This window comes from Crenobacter cavernae (assembly GCF_003355495.1).
In the GTDB taxonomy this organism is placed as follows: domain Bacteria; phylum Pseudomonadota; class Gammaproteobacteria; order Burkholderiales; family Chromobacteriaceae; genus Crenobacter; species Crenobacter cavernae.
This window is the reverse complement of record NZ_CP031337.1, coordinates 283,217-298,816: the sequence shown is the minus strand read 5'-3', so window position 1 is coordinate 298,816 and position 15,600 is coordinate 283,217. Positions and strand designations below refer to the sequence as shown.

Genomic DNA, 15,600 nt, shown 5'->3' with positions numbered 1-15,600 from the left:
TACTAACGTTGGCCGAGCCCGTTTGCGACTGGAGCCGCAATGGGGTGGCGGATCAACGATTTGAGTCAAATACGTCACGAGCCGTCGCACACAACGGATCAACTGCCCTTCCGCCGCGCCGACCGGACGACGTCCCGCGAGGTCTTAAGCCGCCGGCTGTTCGAGCGATTCGACGCTAGCGAATCGCGAGTTCGGCGGCGCCTCGTCGGGTGCCGGTCAAGCGGATCAAAGCGGCGGGGGCTCGCCTTCTTTTGCTTACTTTTCTTGGCGAAGCAAGAAAAGTAAGCCGCCAGCCGGGCGGGACCGGCATGAAAACAGCCGCGGCGCAGCCGCACAAAACCGCTGTTCGGACCGTTAGAACAGGTAGTTGTATCTGAACGAACCGCCAAGGTCGGCCGAGCTCGGCCAACCTCGAGGAGACCGCCATGACCCACACCGTCCGCTCCACCTGCTGCTACTGCGGCGTCGGCTGTGGCGTACTGATCCACACCGACGGCGAGCGCATCACCGGCATCGACGGCGACCCCGATCACCCGGCCAACTTCGGCCGGCTGTGCACCAAGGGCCGCACGCTGCCTTTGACCTGCGGCGACGCCGGCCGCGCGCTTGCACCAATGTTGCGCACGGCGCGCGACGAGGAACGCAGGCAAATAGACTGGGATACGGCGATAGCCACTGCCGCCGAGCGCTTCGCCGCCATCATCCGCGAACACGGCCCCGACGCCGTCGCGTTCTACCTCTCCGGCCAGCTGCTTACCGAGGACTACTACGTCTTCAACAAGCTCGCCAAGGGCCTGGTCGGCACCGCCAACGTCGACACCAACTCGCGGCTGTGCATGTCGAGCGCGGTGTCGGCGTACAAGCTCGCCTTTGGCGCCGACGGCCCGCCGACCTGCTACGACGACCTCGAACACGCCGACCTGGTGCTGTTCGCCGGCAGCAACGCCGCCTACGCGCACCCGGTGCTGTTCCGCCGGCTCGAGGAAGCGCGCGCCGCGCGTCCTGGCGTCAAATGGATCGCGATCGACCCGCGCCGCACCGACACCGCGGCGATGGCCGACCTGCACCTGGCGATCCAGCCGGGCACCGACGTCGCGCTGTTCCACGGCATGCTGCATCACCTGATCTGGGAAGGCCGGCTCGACGCCGAGCTGATAGCCGAACACAGCGAGGGCTTTTCGCAGCTCAAGAACGAGGTGCGCGCCTATCCGCCGCACCGCGCCGCCGAGATCTGCGGCATCGATGAGAAGGACCTGGTCACCGCCGCCGAATGGTTCGGCGAATCGAAGGCCGCGCTTTCTCTCTACTGCATGGGGCTGAACCAGTCTAGCCACGGCACCGACAAGAACCTCGCGCTGATCAATCTGCATCTGGCGACCGGCCAGCTCGGCCGACCCGGCGCCGGCCCGTTCTCGCTGACCGGCCAGCCGAACGCGATGGGCGGGCGCGAGGTCGGCGGCATGGCGACCCTGCTCGCGTCGCACCGCGACCTGGCCAACGCGTCTCACCGCGCAGAGCTCGCCGCGCTGTGGGACGTGCCGGCCGAAAGATTGCCGGCCAAGCCGGGGCTGACCGCGGTAGAGCTGTTCGATGCACTGGAAGCGGGCACGGTGAAGGCGGTGTGGATCGCCTGCACCAATCCGGCGCACTCGATGCCCGACCTGGCCAAGGTGCAGGCGGCGCTGAAAAACGCCGAGTTCGTCGTGCTGCAGGAGGCGTTTGCCGACACCGACACCGCGCCGTTCGCCGACCTGTTGCTGCCGGCGAGCAGCTGGGGCGAGAAGGAGGGCGTCGTCACCAACTCCGAACGCAGGATATCCAGAGTCCGCGCCGCGGTGGCCGCGCCGGGCGACGCGCGCGCCGACTGGCGCATCGCCCGGGACTTCGCGCGTGCGCTGCAACAGCGTCTCGCTCCGCACGAGCCCGATCTGTTCGCTTTCGATTCACCTGAGGACGTGTTCATCGAATACCGCGCGACCACCATCGGCCGCGACATCGACATCGGCGGCGTCGACTACGCGCTGCTCGAAGCCGCGCCGCAGCAGTGGCCGCTGCCGGCAGGCGAAAAGGTTGGCCGAGTCCGTCTCTATACCGATCGCGTGTTCAACACAGCCAGCGGCCGCGCGCGCTTTCACGCCGTGCCCTATCTGCCGGTCGCCGAGGCGCCTAACGCGCGCTATCCGTTCCGGCTCTTGTCCGGCCGGCTGCGCGACCAGTGGCACGGCATGAGCCGCAGCGGCCGCGTGCCGCAGCTGTTCGAACACGTCGCCGAGGCGCGGCTCGCGATGAACCCGGGCGACATGGCGCGCCGCAGTCTCGCCGACGGCGACCTCGTCGAAGTCGCAAGCAAGCGCGGCAAGCTGGTGCTGCCGGTAGAGGCGTCTGGCGAGACGCCGTCGGGCAGCCTGTTCCTGCCTATGCACTGGAACGGCCAGTTCCTGCAGGACGTCGGCGTCAACCTGTTGACGCTGCCGGCGCGCTGCGACAAGTCCGGCCAGCCGGAACTCAAGCACGCGGCGGTGCGGCTGGAGAAATTGGACCTCGCGTGGCGCTGCGTCGCGGTCGTCGCCGGCGACGTGCAGTCGCTGCTCGCGAAGCTGCGCCCGCTGCTCTCCGGCTGTCGCTACGCGAGCCTCAGCCTCGTCGGCCGCGAACGGCCGGCGGTGCGGCTCACCGCAGCCGACGACTCGGCGCCCGAGGGCTGGCTCGAGAAGCTCGATGTGGCGCTCGGCCTCGCGGGTGGGCCGGACGGCCTCGGCTATCGCGACGAGAAGCGCGGCATCGACAAGCGGGCTCAGTGGCAGGATGGGCGTCTCATCGCATTCCGTCTCGCCGGCGAGGCCGCGGCGGCCGGGTGGCTGACCGAGATCATGCGCCAGGGCGGCGGCTGGACCTTTCCGCGCCCGTGGGCCTTCCTGCCGAGCGCTGCGGCGCCGGCCGGCGCGCCGGCGCCCGAGCGCATGGTGTGCAACTGCAACGGTGTGGCCGAGTCGGCCATCGTCGCGGCGCTGAAGGCCGGCGGCTCGCTCGCCGCCGCGCAGGCCGCGACCGGCTGCGGCACCGCGTGTGGCTCGTGTCTCCCCGAATGCAAACGGCTCGCCGCGGCGACGCTCGCCCAAACCGAACACGCGCCGGCCTAGGGCTCGGCTGAAAGGACGCATCATGGAAAACATATACGGCAAGGTCTGGCTGATCGGCGCCGGCCCGGGCGACCTGGAATTGTTGACGCTGAAGGCGGTGAGGGTGCTGGCCTCGGCCGACGTGCTGATCGTCGACGCGCTGGTCGACCCGGACATAGTTTCCTTCGCGCCGCGGGCGCGCGTCGTCACCACCGGCAAGCGCGCCGGCTGTCGCTCGGCGCCGCAGGACTTCATCCAGCGGCTGATGCGCCGCTACGCGCGCCAGGGCAAGACGGTGGCGCGCGTGAAGGGCGGCGACCCCTTGCTATTCGGCCGCGCCGGCGAGGAGATCGCCTACCTAGCCGAGCACGGCATCGAGGTAGAGCTGGTCAACGGCGTGACCTCGGCGCTCGCCGCGGCGGCCAGCCTCACCGTGTCGCTGACCCATCGCGACTTCGGCGCCAGCGGCGTTACTTTCGTCACCGCACACCGCCAGGACCACAGCGCGCCCGACTGGGCTGCGCTCGCCGCCGCCGGCACGACGCTCGCGATCTATATGGGCCTCAACCGTGTCTGCGAGGTCGCCGAAGGCTTGCTCGCCGCGCTGCCGGCGTCGACCCCCGCGGCGGTGGTCGCCTGCGCTTCTACGCCCGCCGAGCGGCGGCTGGTCACAACGCTCGGCCAACTGGCTGCGGCCTGCCACGCGGCCAAGATGCCGGCGCCGGCGCTGATCCTGGTCGGCGCGGCGCTGGCGTCAGCGTCGGCAGGCGAAGACTTGCCTGAAGGGCTGGCGGTGGCTTGAAAAGGGTAAACGTTGGCCGAGCTTCCCGGCCAGGCATGAAAAAGCCCGGCGATGCATCGCCGGGCTTTTTCCGTTGCTCGACGGCGAGCAGCGCTACAGATTCACGACGCGCGCGCGTAATCGATCATGCCCTGAAAATCGACCACCACCGCCGCCTCGTCGCCGACCACCCACGCGTCGTGGCCGGAGGGCAGCAGCGACACGTCGCCTGGTCGGCAGATGAGCTCGGTGCCGTCGTCCATCTTCACCAGCAGCACGCCGGACACGTGGTACTGGAAGTGCGGCGCCTCGCAGCTCTTGGTCTTGGCCAGCGGCTGGACCGACTCGGCCCAGCGCCAGCCGGGTTTGAACACCGCGCGGCCGACCGTCGCGCCGCCGATCTTGATCAGCTCCAGCCGTCCGAGCGGAAATTCGCGGACTTCGTCCGGCCGGTCGAAGCTTTTATGTTCGGCCCTTGTCGCATGTTCTTCAGCCATGGTCATCCTCCTGTTCGATTGTCACCGGCGACGACGGAAAGTCCGACGGTGGAGGATTCGGTCTGGCTGACGCACGAGGGGCGAGGGCGGGGATCAAAACGCAGGGTCGGGCATTCCCGAGCTTTAAACATAGAAGATCCCGCGAGCGGAAACCGGCCGTCGCCCAGCTTACCGCGCCGCCCCTGACTTGCCGCGCCTTTGCTACACTTGCGTGCTTATCGAGACTGCAACGGAATCCTCTATCCATGGCCCAATTCGTGATGTCTATGCTCCGCGTGAGCAAGGTGGTGCCCCCGAAGCGCCAGATCATCAAGGACATTTCCCTTTCCTTCTTCCCGGGCGCCAAGATCGGCCTCTTGGGTCTTAACGGTTCCGGCAAGTCGACCGTGCTGCGCATCATGGCCTGCGTCGACAAGGAGTACGACGGCGAGGTCAGCCACCAGCCGGGCGTGAAGATCGGCTACCTGCCGCAGGAGCCGCAGCTTAGCGCCGACAAGACCGTGCGCGAGGAAGTCGAAAGCGGCATGGGCGAGGTGATGGGAGCACAGCAGCGCCTCGAAGAGGTCTACGCCGCGTACGCCGACCCGGACGCCGACTTTGACGCGCTCGCCGAGGAGCAGGCGCGTCTGGAGGCGATCATCTCGGCCGGCGCCGGCGACAACGTCGAGCTGCAGCTCGAACTGGCCGCCGACGCGCTGCGCCTGCCGCCGTGGGACGCCAAGATCGGTCCGCTGTCAGGCGGCGAAAAGCGCCGCGTCGCGCTGTGCAAGCTGCTGCTGTCCAAGCCGGACATGCTGCTGCTCGACGAGCCGACCAACCACCTGGACGCCGAATCGGTAGAGTGGCTCGAGCAGTTCCTGGTGCGCTTCCCGGGCACCGTGGTCGCGGTCACCCACGACCGCTACTTCCTCGACAACGCCGCCGAATGGATCCTGGAACTGGACCGAGGCGAGGGCATCCCGTGGAAGGGCAACTACTCTTCGTGGCTCGAGCAGAAAGAGGCGCGCCTCGAGACCGAGGCCAAGCAGGAAGGCGCGCGCATCAAGGCGATGAAGCAGGAACTCGAATGGGTGCGCCAGAACCCGAAGGGCCGCCAGGCGAAGTCGAAGGCGCGTATCGCCCGCTTCGAGGAATTGTCGAGCTTCGAGCACCAGAAGCGCAACGAGACGCAGGAGATCTTCATCCCGGTCGCCGAGCGTCTGGGCAGCGAGGTGATCGAGTTCGACGGCGTCAGCAAGGGCTTCGGCGACCGCCTGTTGATCGACAACCTGAGCTTCAAGGCACCGGCCGGCGCGATCGTCGGCATCATCGGCCCGAACGGCGCCGGCAAGTCGACGCTGTTCAAGATGATCGCCGGCAAGGAGCAGCCGGATTCGGGCGAGGTGAAGATCGGCCAGACGGTGCAGATGGCCTTCGTCGAGCAGAGCCGCGAAGGGCTGGACGCCGACAAGACCGTGTTCCAGGACGTGTCCGGCGGGCTCGAGCTCGTCAACGTAGGCAAGTTCGAGATGTCGAGCCGCGCTTACCTCGGCCGCTTCAACTTCAAGGGCGGCGACCAGCAGAAGAAGGTCGGCATGCTGTCGGGCGGTGAACGCGGCCGCCTGCACCTGGCGAAGACCTTGCTCAAGGGCGGCAACGTGCTCTTGCTCGACGAACCGTCCAACGACCTCGACGTCGAAACGCTGCGCGCACTCGAAGATGCTCTCTTGGAATTCGCCGGCACCGTGTTCGTGATCTCTCACGACCGCTGGTTCCTCGACCGCATCGCGACCCACATCCTCGCCGCCGAAGGCGAATCGCAGTGGACCTTCTTCGACGGCAACTACCAGGAGTACGAGGCCGACAAGAAGAAGCGTCTGGGCGAAGAGGGCGCCAAGCCGAAGCGCATCCGCTACAAGCCGATCACGCGTTAAGCCCGCGAAAAGCTCGGCCAACCCCGTTTCGTCGCAAGGCGGAACGGGGTTTTTTGCGCGCGGTCAAATCGTAACAAATACCCGGTCGGCGGGGCTTTAAACCGGGCGCGAAACAGGCCTAGAATGAGGTCGTCTTTCGGCGCGCGGGGCATTCTCCCGCCGTGAAAGGTGTGCAGGCGCTGCCGGCCCGTCCGGCCGCACAAAACCACAATACGCAGAGGAGAGTCCTCATGGAAAGCCAGTATCAGTCCCTGCCCACCGTTGCACTTCCGCATGACACCGGCCTTGTCCACCTCGACGAGCGCCCGCGTCGCCCCGTCGCCATGGACAGCCCGGCGCTCGAGGTGATGACCGACCTCAAGGCGGTCGACCCGGTGAGCATCCACGAAGACGCCGCCTTGCAAGACGCACACGCCTTGATGGTCAGCCGCGGCATCCGCTTGCTGTTCGTCACCGACGACGAAGGGCGTCTGGCCGGCCTCGTGACCGCGACCGACCTGCTCGGCGAGAGGCCGGTGCAGTGCATGCTCGAACACGGCAAGCTTCACGCCGACATCCTGGTGCGCGACGTGATGACCGCGCGCAACCAGCTCGAGGCGATCATGCTGCCCGACGTGGCGGAGGCCAAGGTCGGCCACATGGTCGCGACGATGAAGCGCCTCGGCCGCCAGCACGCGCTGGTCGTCGAACACAACCCCGGCACCGGCCACTACGAGGTGTGCGGGCTATTCTCGACCTCGCACATGGCGCGCCGCCTCGGCATCTCGCTGAACTTCATCCGCGTGCCGCAGGCCTTCTCCGAGATCCAGCACTCGCTGCTGCACGAAAGCTGAGCGCTCGGCGGACAGCAAGAAGGCAGCCCGGCGGCTGCCTTTTTTCATGCGCGCGATGCGCGTTTCGTCAGCGCGCGGCGCCGGCAAGCGCGAGGTAGACCCGGAGCGCGACGTAGGCGTCGTTCGCCGCGTACAAGCACTGCGCGTCGGACAAGGTCGCGCTCGCCCAGTTGGACGTCGACAGCCGTTTGGACTTGCGGTAGTGGCGGCCAAACAGCTGCGCCACCGCCTGCACCGCGCCGACCGTATGGCGCGCGCCGGTCTGGCGGAACAGTGTGCCGATGTCGTGCACCGCCGCGCAGTCGATATCGAGCTTGGACTTCAAGAGCACCTTGTCCGACGATAAGCCGAAGCCGACCTTGTGCACCGTGCCCGCGGCCATCAGCGCGCGTAAGGGCGCCAGGTCGCCGAGCTTCTCGAGCTGGAACAAGTAAGCTTGGCTCGGCGTTGCCAGTTGCAACAGGTGCGGTCCGGTCGACACTTCGCCGACGCGGAAGGTCGGCCGAGACTCGGTATCGAAGCCGAGCACCGGCTGCTCCAAGAGTTGCCGGCATGCGGCGTGCATCGTCGCTTCGTCGCAGACGAGCACGACCGCGTCGCGCGAGAGCGCATCGAACGGCGGCAGCGCCTTGATTTCATCCTTGGAAAGTGGCGCGGGGGCTTTTTTCTGTTCCGACACAAATGACTCCGGCAGACGGCGCACGGCGCCGTACTGGGGGTGAATGGGGGGCAGCAGTGAGCCGCCATGCCGCGATTGTACGTGGATTGTCGGTTCCGCCTGTTAAAATGGCCGCCATAAGCGCTTTAGCAGGAACGCCACCGTGAGCCTCATCCCCGAAATCAAATCCGAACAGTCGATCGAGCTCTTGAAAGAGCTGCACATCCTGACCCGCGACGGCAAGCTGAACCAGGACAGCCGCCGCAAGCTCAAGCAGGTCTACCACCTCTACCACTTCATCGAACCGTTGATGGAAGAGGTGCTGGCCGACGGCCGGGCGCTGACGCTGGCCGACCACGGCGCCGGCAAGTCGTATCTGGGTTTCATCCTCTATGACCTGTTCCTGAAGTCGCGCGATACCGGCCACGTCTACGGCATCGAAACGCGCGAGGAGCTCGTCGCGCGCTCGCGCGAACTGGCCGGGCGGCTCGGCTTCGAGCGGATGAGCTTCCTGAATGTATCGGTAGAGGACTCGATAGACGCCAAGGAGCTGCCCGGCGAGATCGACATCGTCACCGCGCTGCACGCGTGCAATACCGCGACCGACGACGCGATCAAGTTCGCGCTGTCGAAAAAGGCGCGCTTCATCGTGCTGGTGCCGTGCTGCCAGGCCGAAGTCGCGTCGGTCTTGAAGAAGAACAAGAACCAGTCTTTCGGCAAGACGCCGCTGTCGGAAATCTGGCGCCACCCGATCCACACGCGCGAGTTCGGCAGCCAGATCACCAACGTGCTGCGCTGCCTGCAGCTTGAGGCGCACGGCTACCAGGTGACGGTGACCGAACTCGTCGGTTGGGAACACTCGATGAAGAACGAACTGATCGTCGCGCGCCACACCGGCGCGCCGCGCCGCAACGCCGAGGAGCGGCTCGAGCGGATCCTCGACGAACTGAACCTCGCCGAGATGCGCGAGCGCTTCATCTACTGAACGAACGGCGTCTGATACGGGCGCCGGTTAAAAGCTCGGCCGAAGGTCGGCCGAGCTTTTTCTATTCTTCTGCCGTTCGAGCGGAAGGGCTGACCGGGAGTCGAGCGCATAAAAAAGCTCGGCCAACCCTTAGGGTTGGCCGAGCTGTTGTTGCCCGCCTCGGCGGGCGTCGCCTTAACGCGACGCCGCGATATAGGCGTCGCCGGAATAGCTGGCGGACGCGATGCCGAGGATGGAGCGGAAGGTCACCTTGAAGCGTTGACCCATTTTATTGATCGAAACGACTTCGAAGTCGACGGCGTCGTGTTTGCCTTGTTCGCTGACCCGGTCGCCGGGCAACAATTCTTTGACTTTCATTTTGATTCCTTTAAAACAGCCGCGAACCGGCATCTCCGGTGGCAGCGCCGCCGCGTGGGAGCGGACACCTGCCGGCCGGTTGCCGGCACAGCTTAGCGGCGCGGACGCGGCGGCGGTCGGCTGCCGTCCGGGCGCGGCGTGGGGTGCCGGTAGTTGATCCGACCCTTGGACAGATCGTAGGGCGACATCTCGACGGTCACCCGGTCACCGACAATGATTTTGATGCGGTGCATCCGCATCTTGCCCGATTCGTAGGCGAGAATTTCCACACCGTTGTCCAGCGCCACGCGGAAACGGGATTCGGGCAGGGCCTCGATTACCGAGCCTTCCAGCTCGATCACGTCTTCTTTTGCCATGAGTAGATACCTTTCTTGTGCATTGGGATGGCATCAGTCACGCACTTCAGACTGATCGATTGCCAAAGGGGGAACGCAGGGCGCTCCGCCGTCGTGCAGACCAATAACGCTAACCCCTGAACGAAGCGGCGTCGGCCGTCGAACAAGAGACTTCCAACCGTTTGAGAGAGGGGTGCCCGATTAGCCATAAGGCCTGGGCAAGACAATCAGAAGCGGCCAAGTGATGGATAGCGTCTTGGCAACGAACGGTACTATACAGCAATTTGGCAAAAAAAGCTTGAGTTTTCTAGTCGGATATAGGTGGGTGGGGCGACTCGTCTCAGTCGTTTCTTGCGGGTTGCAGGCTAATATGCAATATGTTTCATATGGCGTGCGAAAAAAGTGTATATGCATGCCAGTGGGGCCCCTAGCACAAGCGCAGCAGGCAGGTGAACGTTCAATACCTCGGACAAGGGGTAGAGCATGAAGGGAATCGTCTTTAACCTACTGGAAGAGCTGATTCGCCGCGAACATGGCGAAAACACATGGGATGCCCTGCTGGACGCGGCCAAGGCCGACGGGGCCTATACCTCGCTAGGCAGCTACCACGATGAAGAATTGACGAAACTGGTCGCCGCGGCGTCGACGCTATTGGCCGTGCCACCCCACGAGGTCCTGCGCTGGTTCGGCCGCAACGCCATCCCGTTGCTGGCGAGCAAATATCCGCCTTTTTTTGTTCTTCATAAGTCGGCGCGCGATTTCGTGCTGACCTTGAACAGCATCATCCACCCCGAGGTGCGCAAGCTTTATCCCGGCGCCACCACCCCGGTGTTCGATTTCGATGCCAGTTCGCCCGAGGTGCTGGTCATGGGGTACCGGTCTGAGAGAAAGCTGTGCGCCTTGGCGCATGGCTTCATCGAGGGGGCGGCAGATCACTTTCATGAAGGGATCGCGTACGAGCACCCACAATGCATGCATCGCGGTGACGAGCGATGCGTGTCGCGCATTCGATTCATCTGACCGATAGTCCGTGGGCGTTTTGGGGGAAGCATGGTGGCTGAAATCGATCCGGCGCTCTTGAGACGACGATGGGAGCGGGAGCACAAGGCTCGCCTGGAAGCCGAGGCGATAGCCGAACGGGGCCTGCGCGAACTCTATTATCAGCGGCAACAGGACATTCAGCTACTCGAGGCGATTGCCGCAGTCACCAATGCGGCAGGCAGCGTCGAGGAAACCATGTACTTGGCCGTGCAGCTGGTTTGCCAGTACACGCAATGGCCGGTGGGGCATGTTTATTACACGGTGCCTCCGGCGACGGACTCGGCGTGTAACCTGATATCGTCGCAGGTGTGGCATTGCGCCGATGCTGAACGTTTCGCCGGGTTTCGCGCCGCGACGTCAGCCTGCTCCATTGCTCCGGGGCAGGGGCTGCCCGGACGCATTCTGGCGAGCGGTGAACCCGCATGGATCTCCGATATCACGCAAGATTCGGACTTCCCGCGATGCGAGGCGGCCTGGCAAGCTGGCCTGAAGGCGGCTATTGGCTTTCCGGTGTGGGTGGGCTTACACCTCGTTGCCATCCTTGAGTTCTTTGCCGACGAGGTGACCGCACCCGACGAGAGGATGTTGCGGATCATGAGGCTGGTCGGCTCCCAGCTTGGCCGGGTGATAGAGCGCCAACGCGCCAAAGACCATCTGACCCACGCCGCATTCCACGACCCGCTTACCCTGCTGCCGAACCGCGCGCTGTTTTTCGAACGGCTGCAGTCGGTTCTGAACCACTCAAAACAATGCCGCGGCTACCAATTCGCCGTCCTGTTCCTCGACTTGGACCGCTTCAAGGTCGTGAACGACAGCCTGGGCCATCCCGCGGGGGACCGGCTGATTATCGAGGTGGCGCAGCGGCTTTCCGCCAGTCTGCGGCGCAGCGATAGCGTCGTTCGTCCGATCGACGAGTGCGTCGCGCTGCCATCTCAAGGCGTGGTGGCCCGTCTGGGCGGGGACGAGTTCACCATCATCCTTGAAGATATCCAGGATGCCAGCGTCCCTATCCTCGTCGCCGAACGCATTCAGCGTGCACTGGCCGCACCGTTTGTGCTATCGGGCCAGCAGGTGTTCACCACCGCGAGCATCGGCATCGCCTTAAGCACGCCCGGCTATGACGAAGTCCAGGAAATCCTGCGTGACGCCGATATCGCCATGTATCGGGCCAAGGCGGGTGGTCGCGCGCGCTGGGAAGTGTTCGATCAGCGGATGGGCGAACAAGCCGTGGCTCACCTGCGGCTCGATTCGGAGTTGCGTGACGCGCTCAGGCGCCGGGAGTTCCGGCTCTGCTACCAGCCCATCGTCTCGTTGCTGGATGGGAAAATCCGGGGTTTCGAGGCGCTGCTGCGGTGGGAGCATCCAAGCAAGGGTTGCGTCTCGCCGATGGAGTTTCTTCCCACCGCGGAAGAAACGGGGCTGATTTTGCCCATCGGGCAGTGGGTGCTGGAAGAGGCTTGCCTGCAAGCGCAGCGCTGGCAGCAGGCGTTCCTGACGGACCCGCCTCTGACGATGAGCGTGAACCTGTCTGCAAGCCAGTTGAGCCAGCCGGGGTTCATCGAGCAGGTCAAACGGATATTGCGGAAAACCGCGGTCGTGCCGAGCAGCCTGAAGCTGGAACTGACCGAGAGCATGGCGATGAGCGACCCGGAGCATACCGCTCGCTTGTTGTTCGAACTCAAGGCCATGGGCATCCAACTGAGCCTCGACGATTTTGGCACCGGCTATTCCTCGCTCAGCTATCTGAGCCGCTTGCCGATCGACACGCTCAAGATTGACCGCTCGTTTGTCAGCGGACTGGAAAAGAGCTCGGAGAATCTACGCATTCTCGAAGCGATCGTGACGCTCGCCCGCACGCTGAACATGGAGGTGGTGGCCGAGGGAACGGAAACGATCGAAGAGGTGATCTACCTCAAACGCCTGAACTGCGAGTATGCGCAGGGCTATTTCTTCTTTAAGCCGCTTGGCGTGGCGGACGCCGAGGCAGCCTTGCGCCAGCAGCTGCACCAAGACGGCCGGACAAGGAGGCTGGATAGCGCCGAATGTGCCGCGTATCCAGCCTTTTGTCCGCGGCTTTCTGAGCAGTAGGAGCGGCATGGTCGCCACGGCCTTCCCGCACACTAGAGCGTCATGACGGTAAGCCTTGGATGTGGATCACCCCCAGTTCGATGGAGCTTGATCTCTTACGCGCTTCGCGCCTTGCCCTTTCAGTCGGCGAACAGCAGCGTCGTCAGCCGCCTTGATCAAGATCGGTTTTCTTCCTTTCGGGCGACGTCGCCATCAAGTTACTCGTTTTGAATATATTTCGTTAGCATAATCATTCCTAATAAATAGGATCGCTCGAGCGGCCAAGGCCCGTTCGACGATAAACCGAAGGGAATGAATATGCAGGGAAGAGGATTCGCCGTTGCCGAGCTGACCCTGGTGGTGGGCAGCGCGTTTGCCGGTTGCGTGTTGCCGGCGCAGGCCGCAACGGTGCTGCCCAGTTCGACTTCTGCGCTGCGTTTTCAGGACTTTCCCGGAGGCAATCCGTTCAGTCTGGCGGCCGGCTCTACGATAGAGACGCGGCCCGCGGCGGTCGACGCGCTGTCGGGCGACACCTCTGCCGTCTGGCAGCTGAATAGCTTCGGATCGATCCTGTCCGCGCAGACCGGCGTCGCGTTCGCCGGGGCGGGCGTCGTCAACAACGCGGCGGGCGCGACCATAGAGGGCGCGACGGCGATCACCTTCGGCAACGGCAACAGCAGCGTGAGCAACGCCGGCACGCTGCGCGGCAGCGGCGGCGTCGCCATTCTGTTCGGCTCGGGCAACGATGCGCTCGAGGTGAGCGGCGGAAGCATCGAGGGCCACGTCGAGCAGGGAGACGGCCGGGACAGCCTCACACTGACTGGCGGCGCGATCGTTTCTCTCGACCAGGGCGGCGGCCTCGATACCGCGCTCGTCTCCGGCGGGCGCATTATCGGCGCCTTCAACGACGGCGACTTCTTCACGATGACCGGCGGACGGATAGGCTCGGTCGACCTGAAGCAGGCCGACAATGAGATGCGGATGTCGGGCGGCCAGATCGACGGCAAGGTGAATGCAGAACAGGGGCGCGACCTGTTCGAGCTGAGCGGCGGCACGATAGGCGGGATGGTCGATCTGGGCAGCGGCGACAATACGGCGCGGATATCGGGCGGCGCGATCGCCGGCCAGTTCGTCACCGGATCGGGCGCCGATCGTTTCGTCTGGGACACGGCGGGCACGCTGGGCGGCACGGTCAGCCTCGGCACAGGCAACGACACGGCGACGCTGGCAAGACACACGCCGGCGAGCCTTGCCGCGTCGCCGCTCATCGACGGCGGCCTGGGCAGCGACACGCTGCTGCTCGGGGACACCGTCGCCGACGCGCCAGGACAATGGGTGAACTGGGAAACGGCCACGCTGCGCGGCGCCACCGATCTGCGCTTGCTCGGATCGACGCTGCAGCTCGGCGACGCGGCAAGCGGCACCGGCACGCTCAACGTAGAGAACGGCGCCGTGCTGAGCGTGCAGGGCGCAGCGGCCGTGCGGCCTCTGGGCGCCGGGCAGCTGGCGACGCTGAACAACGCCGGCACGATAGACCTGGCGCGGCATGGCGCGAGCGTCTCGGACTCGCTGACGGTGGCGGGCCATTACGCCGGCGCCGGCGGCCGGCTCATCGTACAGAGCCGGCTCGACGGCGACGGTGCGCCATCCGACCGGCTGATCGTGTCGGGCGGCACGCTTTCGGGCACGACCGGCATCGTCGTACAGAATCTCGGCGGCGCCGGCGCCGCGACGCAGCGGGACGGCATCCTGGTGGTCGAGGCCGTCAACGGCGCGGGCGGTGGCGGCCGCTTCGGCCTCGCGACGGCGGTGGCGGCGGGCGCCTACGAGTACCTGCTTTTCAAGGGCGGCGAGGGCGGCGCAGAAAACTGGTATCTGCGCTCGTCGCTGACGCCGGGGTCGGAGCCGCCCGCCGCGCCGGTTGCCCCTGCCACGGATAGCGCCGCGCTCAACGCGCTGCCGCCGACCGACGTCTCGGCGCTGCCTTCCGCGCCGCCGGCCGGTGGCGCTCCCGTCCTGCTGTACCGCCCCGAGGCCGCGCTGCAGGCGGCTGTGCCGGAGGTGACGCGTCTGGTCGGCATGTCAATGCTCGGCACCTTCCATCAGCGCATGGGCGCGCAAGCCTTGCTGCGCGAACAGGGCGAGCGGACCTCGCGCGGCTGGGGAAGGGTGTTCGGCCAGAGCCTGGAGAGCCGTTGGCAAGGCACGGTGTCGCCGTCGTTCGACGGCGAACTGGCGGGCGTCCAGGCCGGCGGTGATGCGCTGGTCGGTCGCGATAACGCCGACCGGCTGGGCGTATTCGTATCGGTTGCCCGCGCACACGGCAGCGTGAAAGGCTACGCGCTGGGGCGCGAGGACAAGCCGGTCGGCAGCGTGTCGGTCGACGGCTACGGCCTCGCCGGCTACTGGACCCACCTGTGGCAGGATTCGGGCTACGTCGACACGGTGCTGATGGGCAGCTGGTTCGACGGCGAGACGCGCTCGCGCGGCGATAGCGTGCGCACCGACGTCAAAGGGAGGGGGCTGACGGCATCGGTAGAAGCGGGGCGGCCGTTCCGGGTCTCGGACGATCTGGCGATCGAGCCGCAGGCGCAGCTGATCTGGCAGAAAAACCGTTTCGACGACACTTCCGACCCGTTCTCGACCATAGGCTACGACGTCGGCGATGGCTGGACCGGCCGCGTCGGCGTGAAGTTGTCGCGTCCGGACGAGGGGGCGGCGGCGGTGTCGCCCTACTTCAAGGCCAACCTCTGGCACAGCCTGGGCGGCAGCGACAGGACGAGGTTCGGCAGCGATGACATCGTCACCGAACGGCGCAGTACCTGGGCAGAATTCGGCGCGGGGCTGACGCAGCAGATGACGAAGCGCGTGAGCTTATACGGGTCGATCGAGGTTGGTCAGTCGGTCGACGGCGCCGACCGCTCAAGCTTCGGCGGCAACGTCGGTGTGCGGGTGCTGTGGTAGTGCCGGCATGGGACCCGACTTGATACTCGCCTTGCGCGTGCCATGAATAA

12 protein-coding genes are annotated in these 15,600 nt (G+C 65.5%); 8 read left to right on the top strand and 4 right to left on the bottom strand.

Annotation, left to right across the window (positions count from 1 at the left end):
* Positions 1–425: 425 nt before the first annotated feature.
* Together DWG20_RS01305 and cobA are read left to right on the top strand one after the other, a co-directional pair.
* A complete protein-coding gene (locus DWG20_RS01305) occupies positions 426–3,140 on the top strand; it encodes a nitrate reductase (protein ID WP_115432057.1) in 2,715 nt (904 codons plus the stop codon).
* Between the two features lie 22 nt (positions 3,141–3,162).
* Positions 3,163–3,921 (top strand): uroporphyrinogen-III C-methyltransferase, encoded by a 759-nt coding sequence (cobA, locus tag DWG20_RS01300; protein ID WP_115432056.1) that lies wholly within the window; start codon positions 3,163–3,165, stop codon positions 3,919–3,921.
* A gap of 101 nt (positions 3,922–4,022) precedes the next feature.
* Here cobA and DWG20_RS01295 read toward each other — a convergent pair whose 3' ends face one another.
* The gene (locus DWG20_RS01295) at positions 4,023–4,397 is read right to left on the bottom strand and encodes a cupin domain-containing protein (RefSeq protein WP_115432055.1); all 375 of its coding nucleotides are present in this window, start codon (positions 4,395–4,397) and stop codon (positions 4,023–4,025) included.
* 245 nt (positions 4,398–4,642) lie between these two features.
* Between DWG20_RS01295 and ettA the strand changes: the two genes are divergently transcribed.
* Entirely contained in the window at positions 4,643–6,310 is a 1,668-nt protein-coding gene (gene ettA, locus DWG20_RS01290) for an energy-dependent translational throttle protein EttA (RefSeq protein ID WP_115432054.1), read from the top strand.
* A 230-nt stretch (positions 6,311–6,540) separates the two neighbouring features.
* Positions 6,541–7,143, top strand: coding sequence for a CBS domain-containing protein (locus DWG20_RS01285; RefSeq protein WP_115432053.1), 603 nt, complete (start codon positions 6,541–6,543; stop codon positions 7,141–7,143).
* A gap of 67 nt (positions 7,144–7,210) precedes the next feature.
* Here DWG20_RS01285 and DWG20_RS01280 read toward each other — a convergent pair whose 3' ends face one another.
* Positions 7,211–7,822: a 3'-5' exonuclease gene (locus tag DWG20_RS01280; RefSeq protein ID WP_245944745.1), complete on the bottom strand. Its 612-nt coding sequence runs from the start codon at positions 7,820–7,822 to the stop codon at positions 7,211–7,213.
* A 142-nt stretch (positions 7,823–7,964) separates the two neighbouring features.
* Here DWG20_RS01280 and DWG20_RS01275 point away from each other — a divergent pair, with 142 nt between their 5' ends.
* On the top strand, positions 7,965–8,786 hold the full coding sequence (locus tag DWG20_RS01275) for a class I SAM-dependent methyltransferase (protein WP_115432052.1): 822 nt from the start codon (positions 7,965–7,967) through the stop codon (positions 8,784–8,786).
* A gap of 174 nt (positions 8,787–8,960) precedes the next feature.
* Here the strand turns inward: DWG20_RS01275 and DWG20_RS01270 are convergent, their stop codons facing one another.
* Both DWG20_RS01270 and infA read right to left on the bottom strand, forming a co-directional pair.
* The gene (locus DWG20_RS01270; protein ID WP_115432051.1) at positions 8,961–9,143 is read right to left on the bottom strand and encodes a hypothetical protein; all 183 of its coding nucleotides are present in this window, start codon (positions 9,141–9,143) and stop codon (positions 8,961–8,963) included.
* A 92-nt stretch (positions 9,144–9,235) separates the two neighbouring features.
* Entirely contained in the window at positions 9,236–9,499 is a 264-nt protein-coding gene (gene infA, locus DWG20_RS01265) for a translation initiation factor IF-1 (RefSeq protein WP_115432050.1), read from the bottom strand.
* A 462-nt stretch (positions 9,500–9,961) separates the two neighbouring features.
* On the opposite strand from infA, the gene DWG20_RS01260 reads away from it, so the two are divergent.
* The 3 genes from DWG20_RS01260 (at position 9,962) to DWG20_RS01250 (ending at position 15,550) form a co-directional block, all read left to right on the top strand.
* Positions 9,962–10,498 carry a heme NO-binding domain-containing protein gene (locus DWG20_RS01260; protein WP_115432049.1) on the top strand — a complete coding sequence of 179 codons (537 nt, stop codon included), beginning with the start codon at positions 9,962–9,964 and terminating at the stop codon, positions 10,496–10,498.
* 30 nt (positions 10,499–10,528) lie between these two features.
* A complete protein-coding gene (locus tag DWG20_RS01255) occupies positions 10,529–12,607 on the top strand; it encodes a putative bifunctional diguanylate cyclase/phosphodiesterase (protein ID WP_115432048.1) in 2,079 nt (692 codons plus the stop codon).
* Between the two features lie 297 nt (positions 12,608–12,904).
* Positions 12,905–15,550: an autotransporter family protein gene (locus tag DWG20_RS01250; RefSeq protein ID WP_181880947.1), complete on the top strand. Its 2,646-nt coding sequence runs from the start codon at positions 12,905–12,907 to the stop codon at positions 15,548–15,550.
* Positions 15,551–15,600: the final 50 nt, after the last annotated feature.

Coding starts and splice junctions, on each gene's coding strand:
- DWG20_RS01285 (WP_115432053.1), top strand. CDS start 6,541: ATGGAAAGCCAGTATCAGTCCCTGCCCACCGTTGCACTTCCGCATGAC.
- ettA (WP_115432054.1), top strand. CDS start 4,643: ATGGCCCAATTCGTGATGTCTATGCTCCGCGTGAGCAAGGTGGTGCCC.
- infA (WP_115432050.1), bottom strand. CDS start 9,499: ATGGCAAAAGAAGACGTGATCGAGCTGGAAGGCTCGGTAATCGAGGCC.
- cobA (WP_115432056.1), top strand. CDS start 3,163: ATGGAAAACATATACGGCAAGGTCTGGCTGATCGGCGCCGGCCCGGGC.
- DWG20_RS01260 (WP_115432049.1), top strand. CDS start 9,962: ATGAAGGGAATCGTCTTTAACCTACTGGAAGAGCTGATTCGCCGCGAA.
- DWG20_RS01250 (WP_181880947.1), top strand. CDS start 12,905: ATGCAGGGAAGAGGATTCGCCGTTGCCGAGCTGACCCTGGTGGTGGGC.
- DWG20_RS01305 (WP_115432057.1), top strand. CDS start 426: ATGACCCACACCGTCCGCTCCACCTGCTGCTACTGCGGCGTCGGCTGT.
- DWG20_RS01270 (WP_115432051.1), bottom strand. CDS start 9,143: ATGAAAGTCAAAGAATTGTTGCCCGGCGACCGGGTCAGCGAACAAGGC.
- DWG20_RS01255 (WP_115432048.1), top strand. CDS start 10,529: ATGGTGGCTGAAATCGATCCGGCGCTCTTGAGACGACGATGGGAGCGG.
- DWG20_RS01295 (WP_115432055.1), bottom strand. CDS start 4,397: ATGGCTGAAGAACATGCGACAAGGGCCGAACATAAAAGCTTCGACCGG.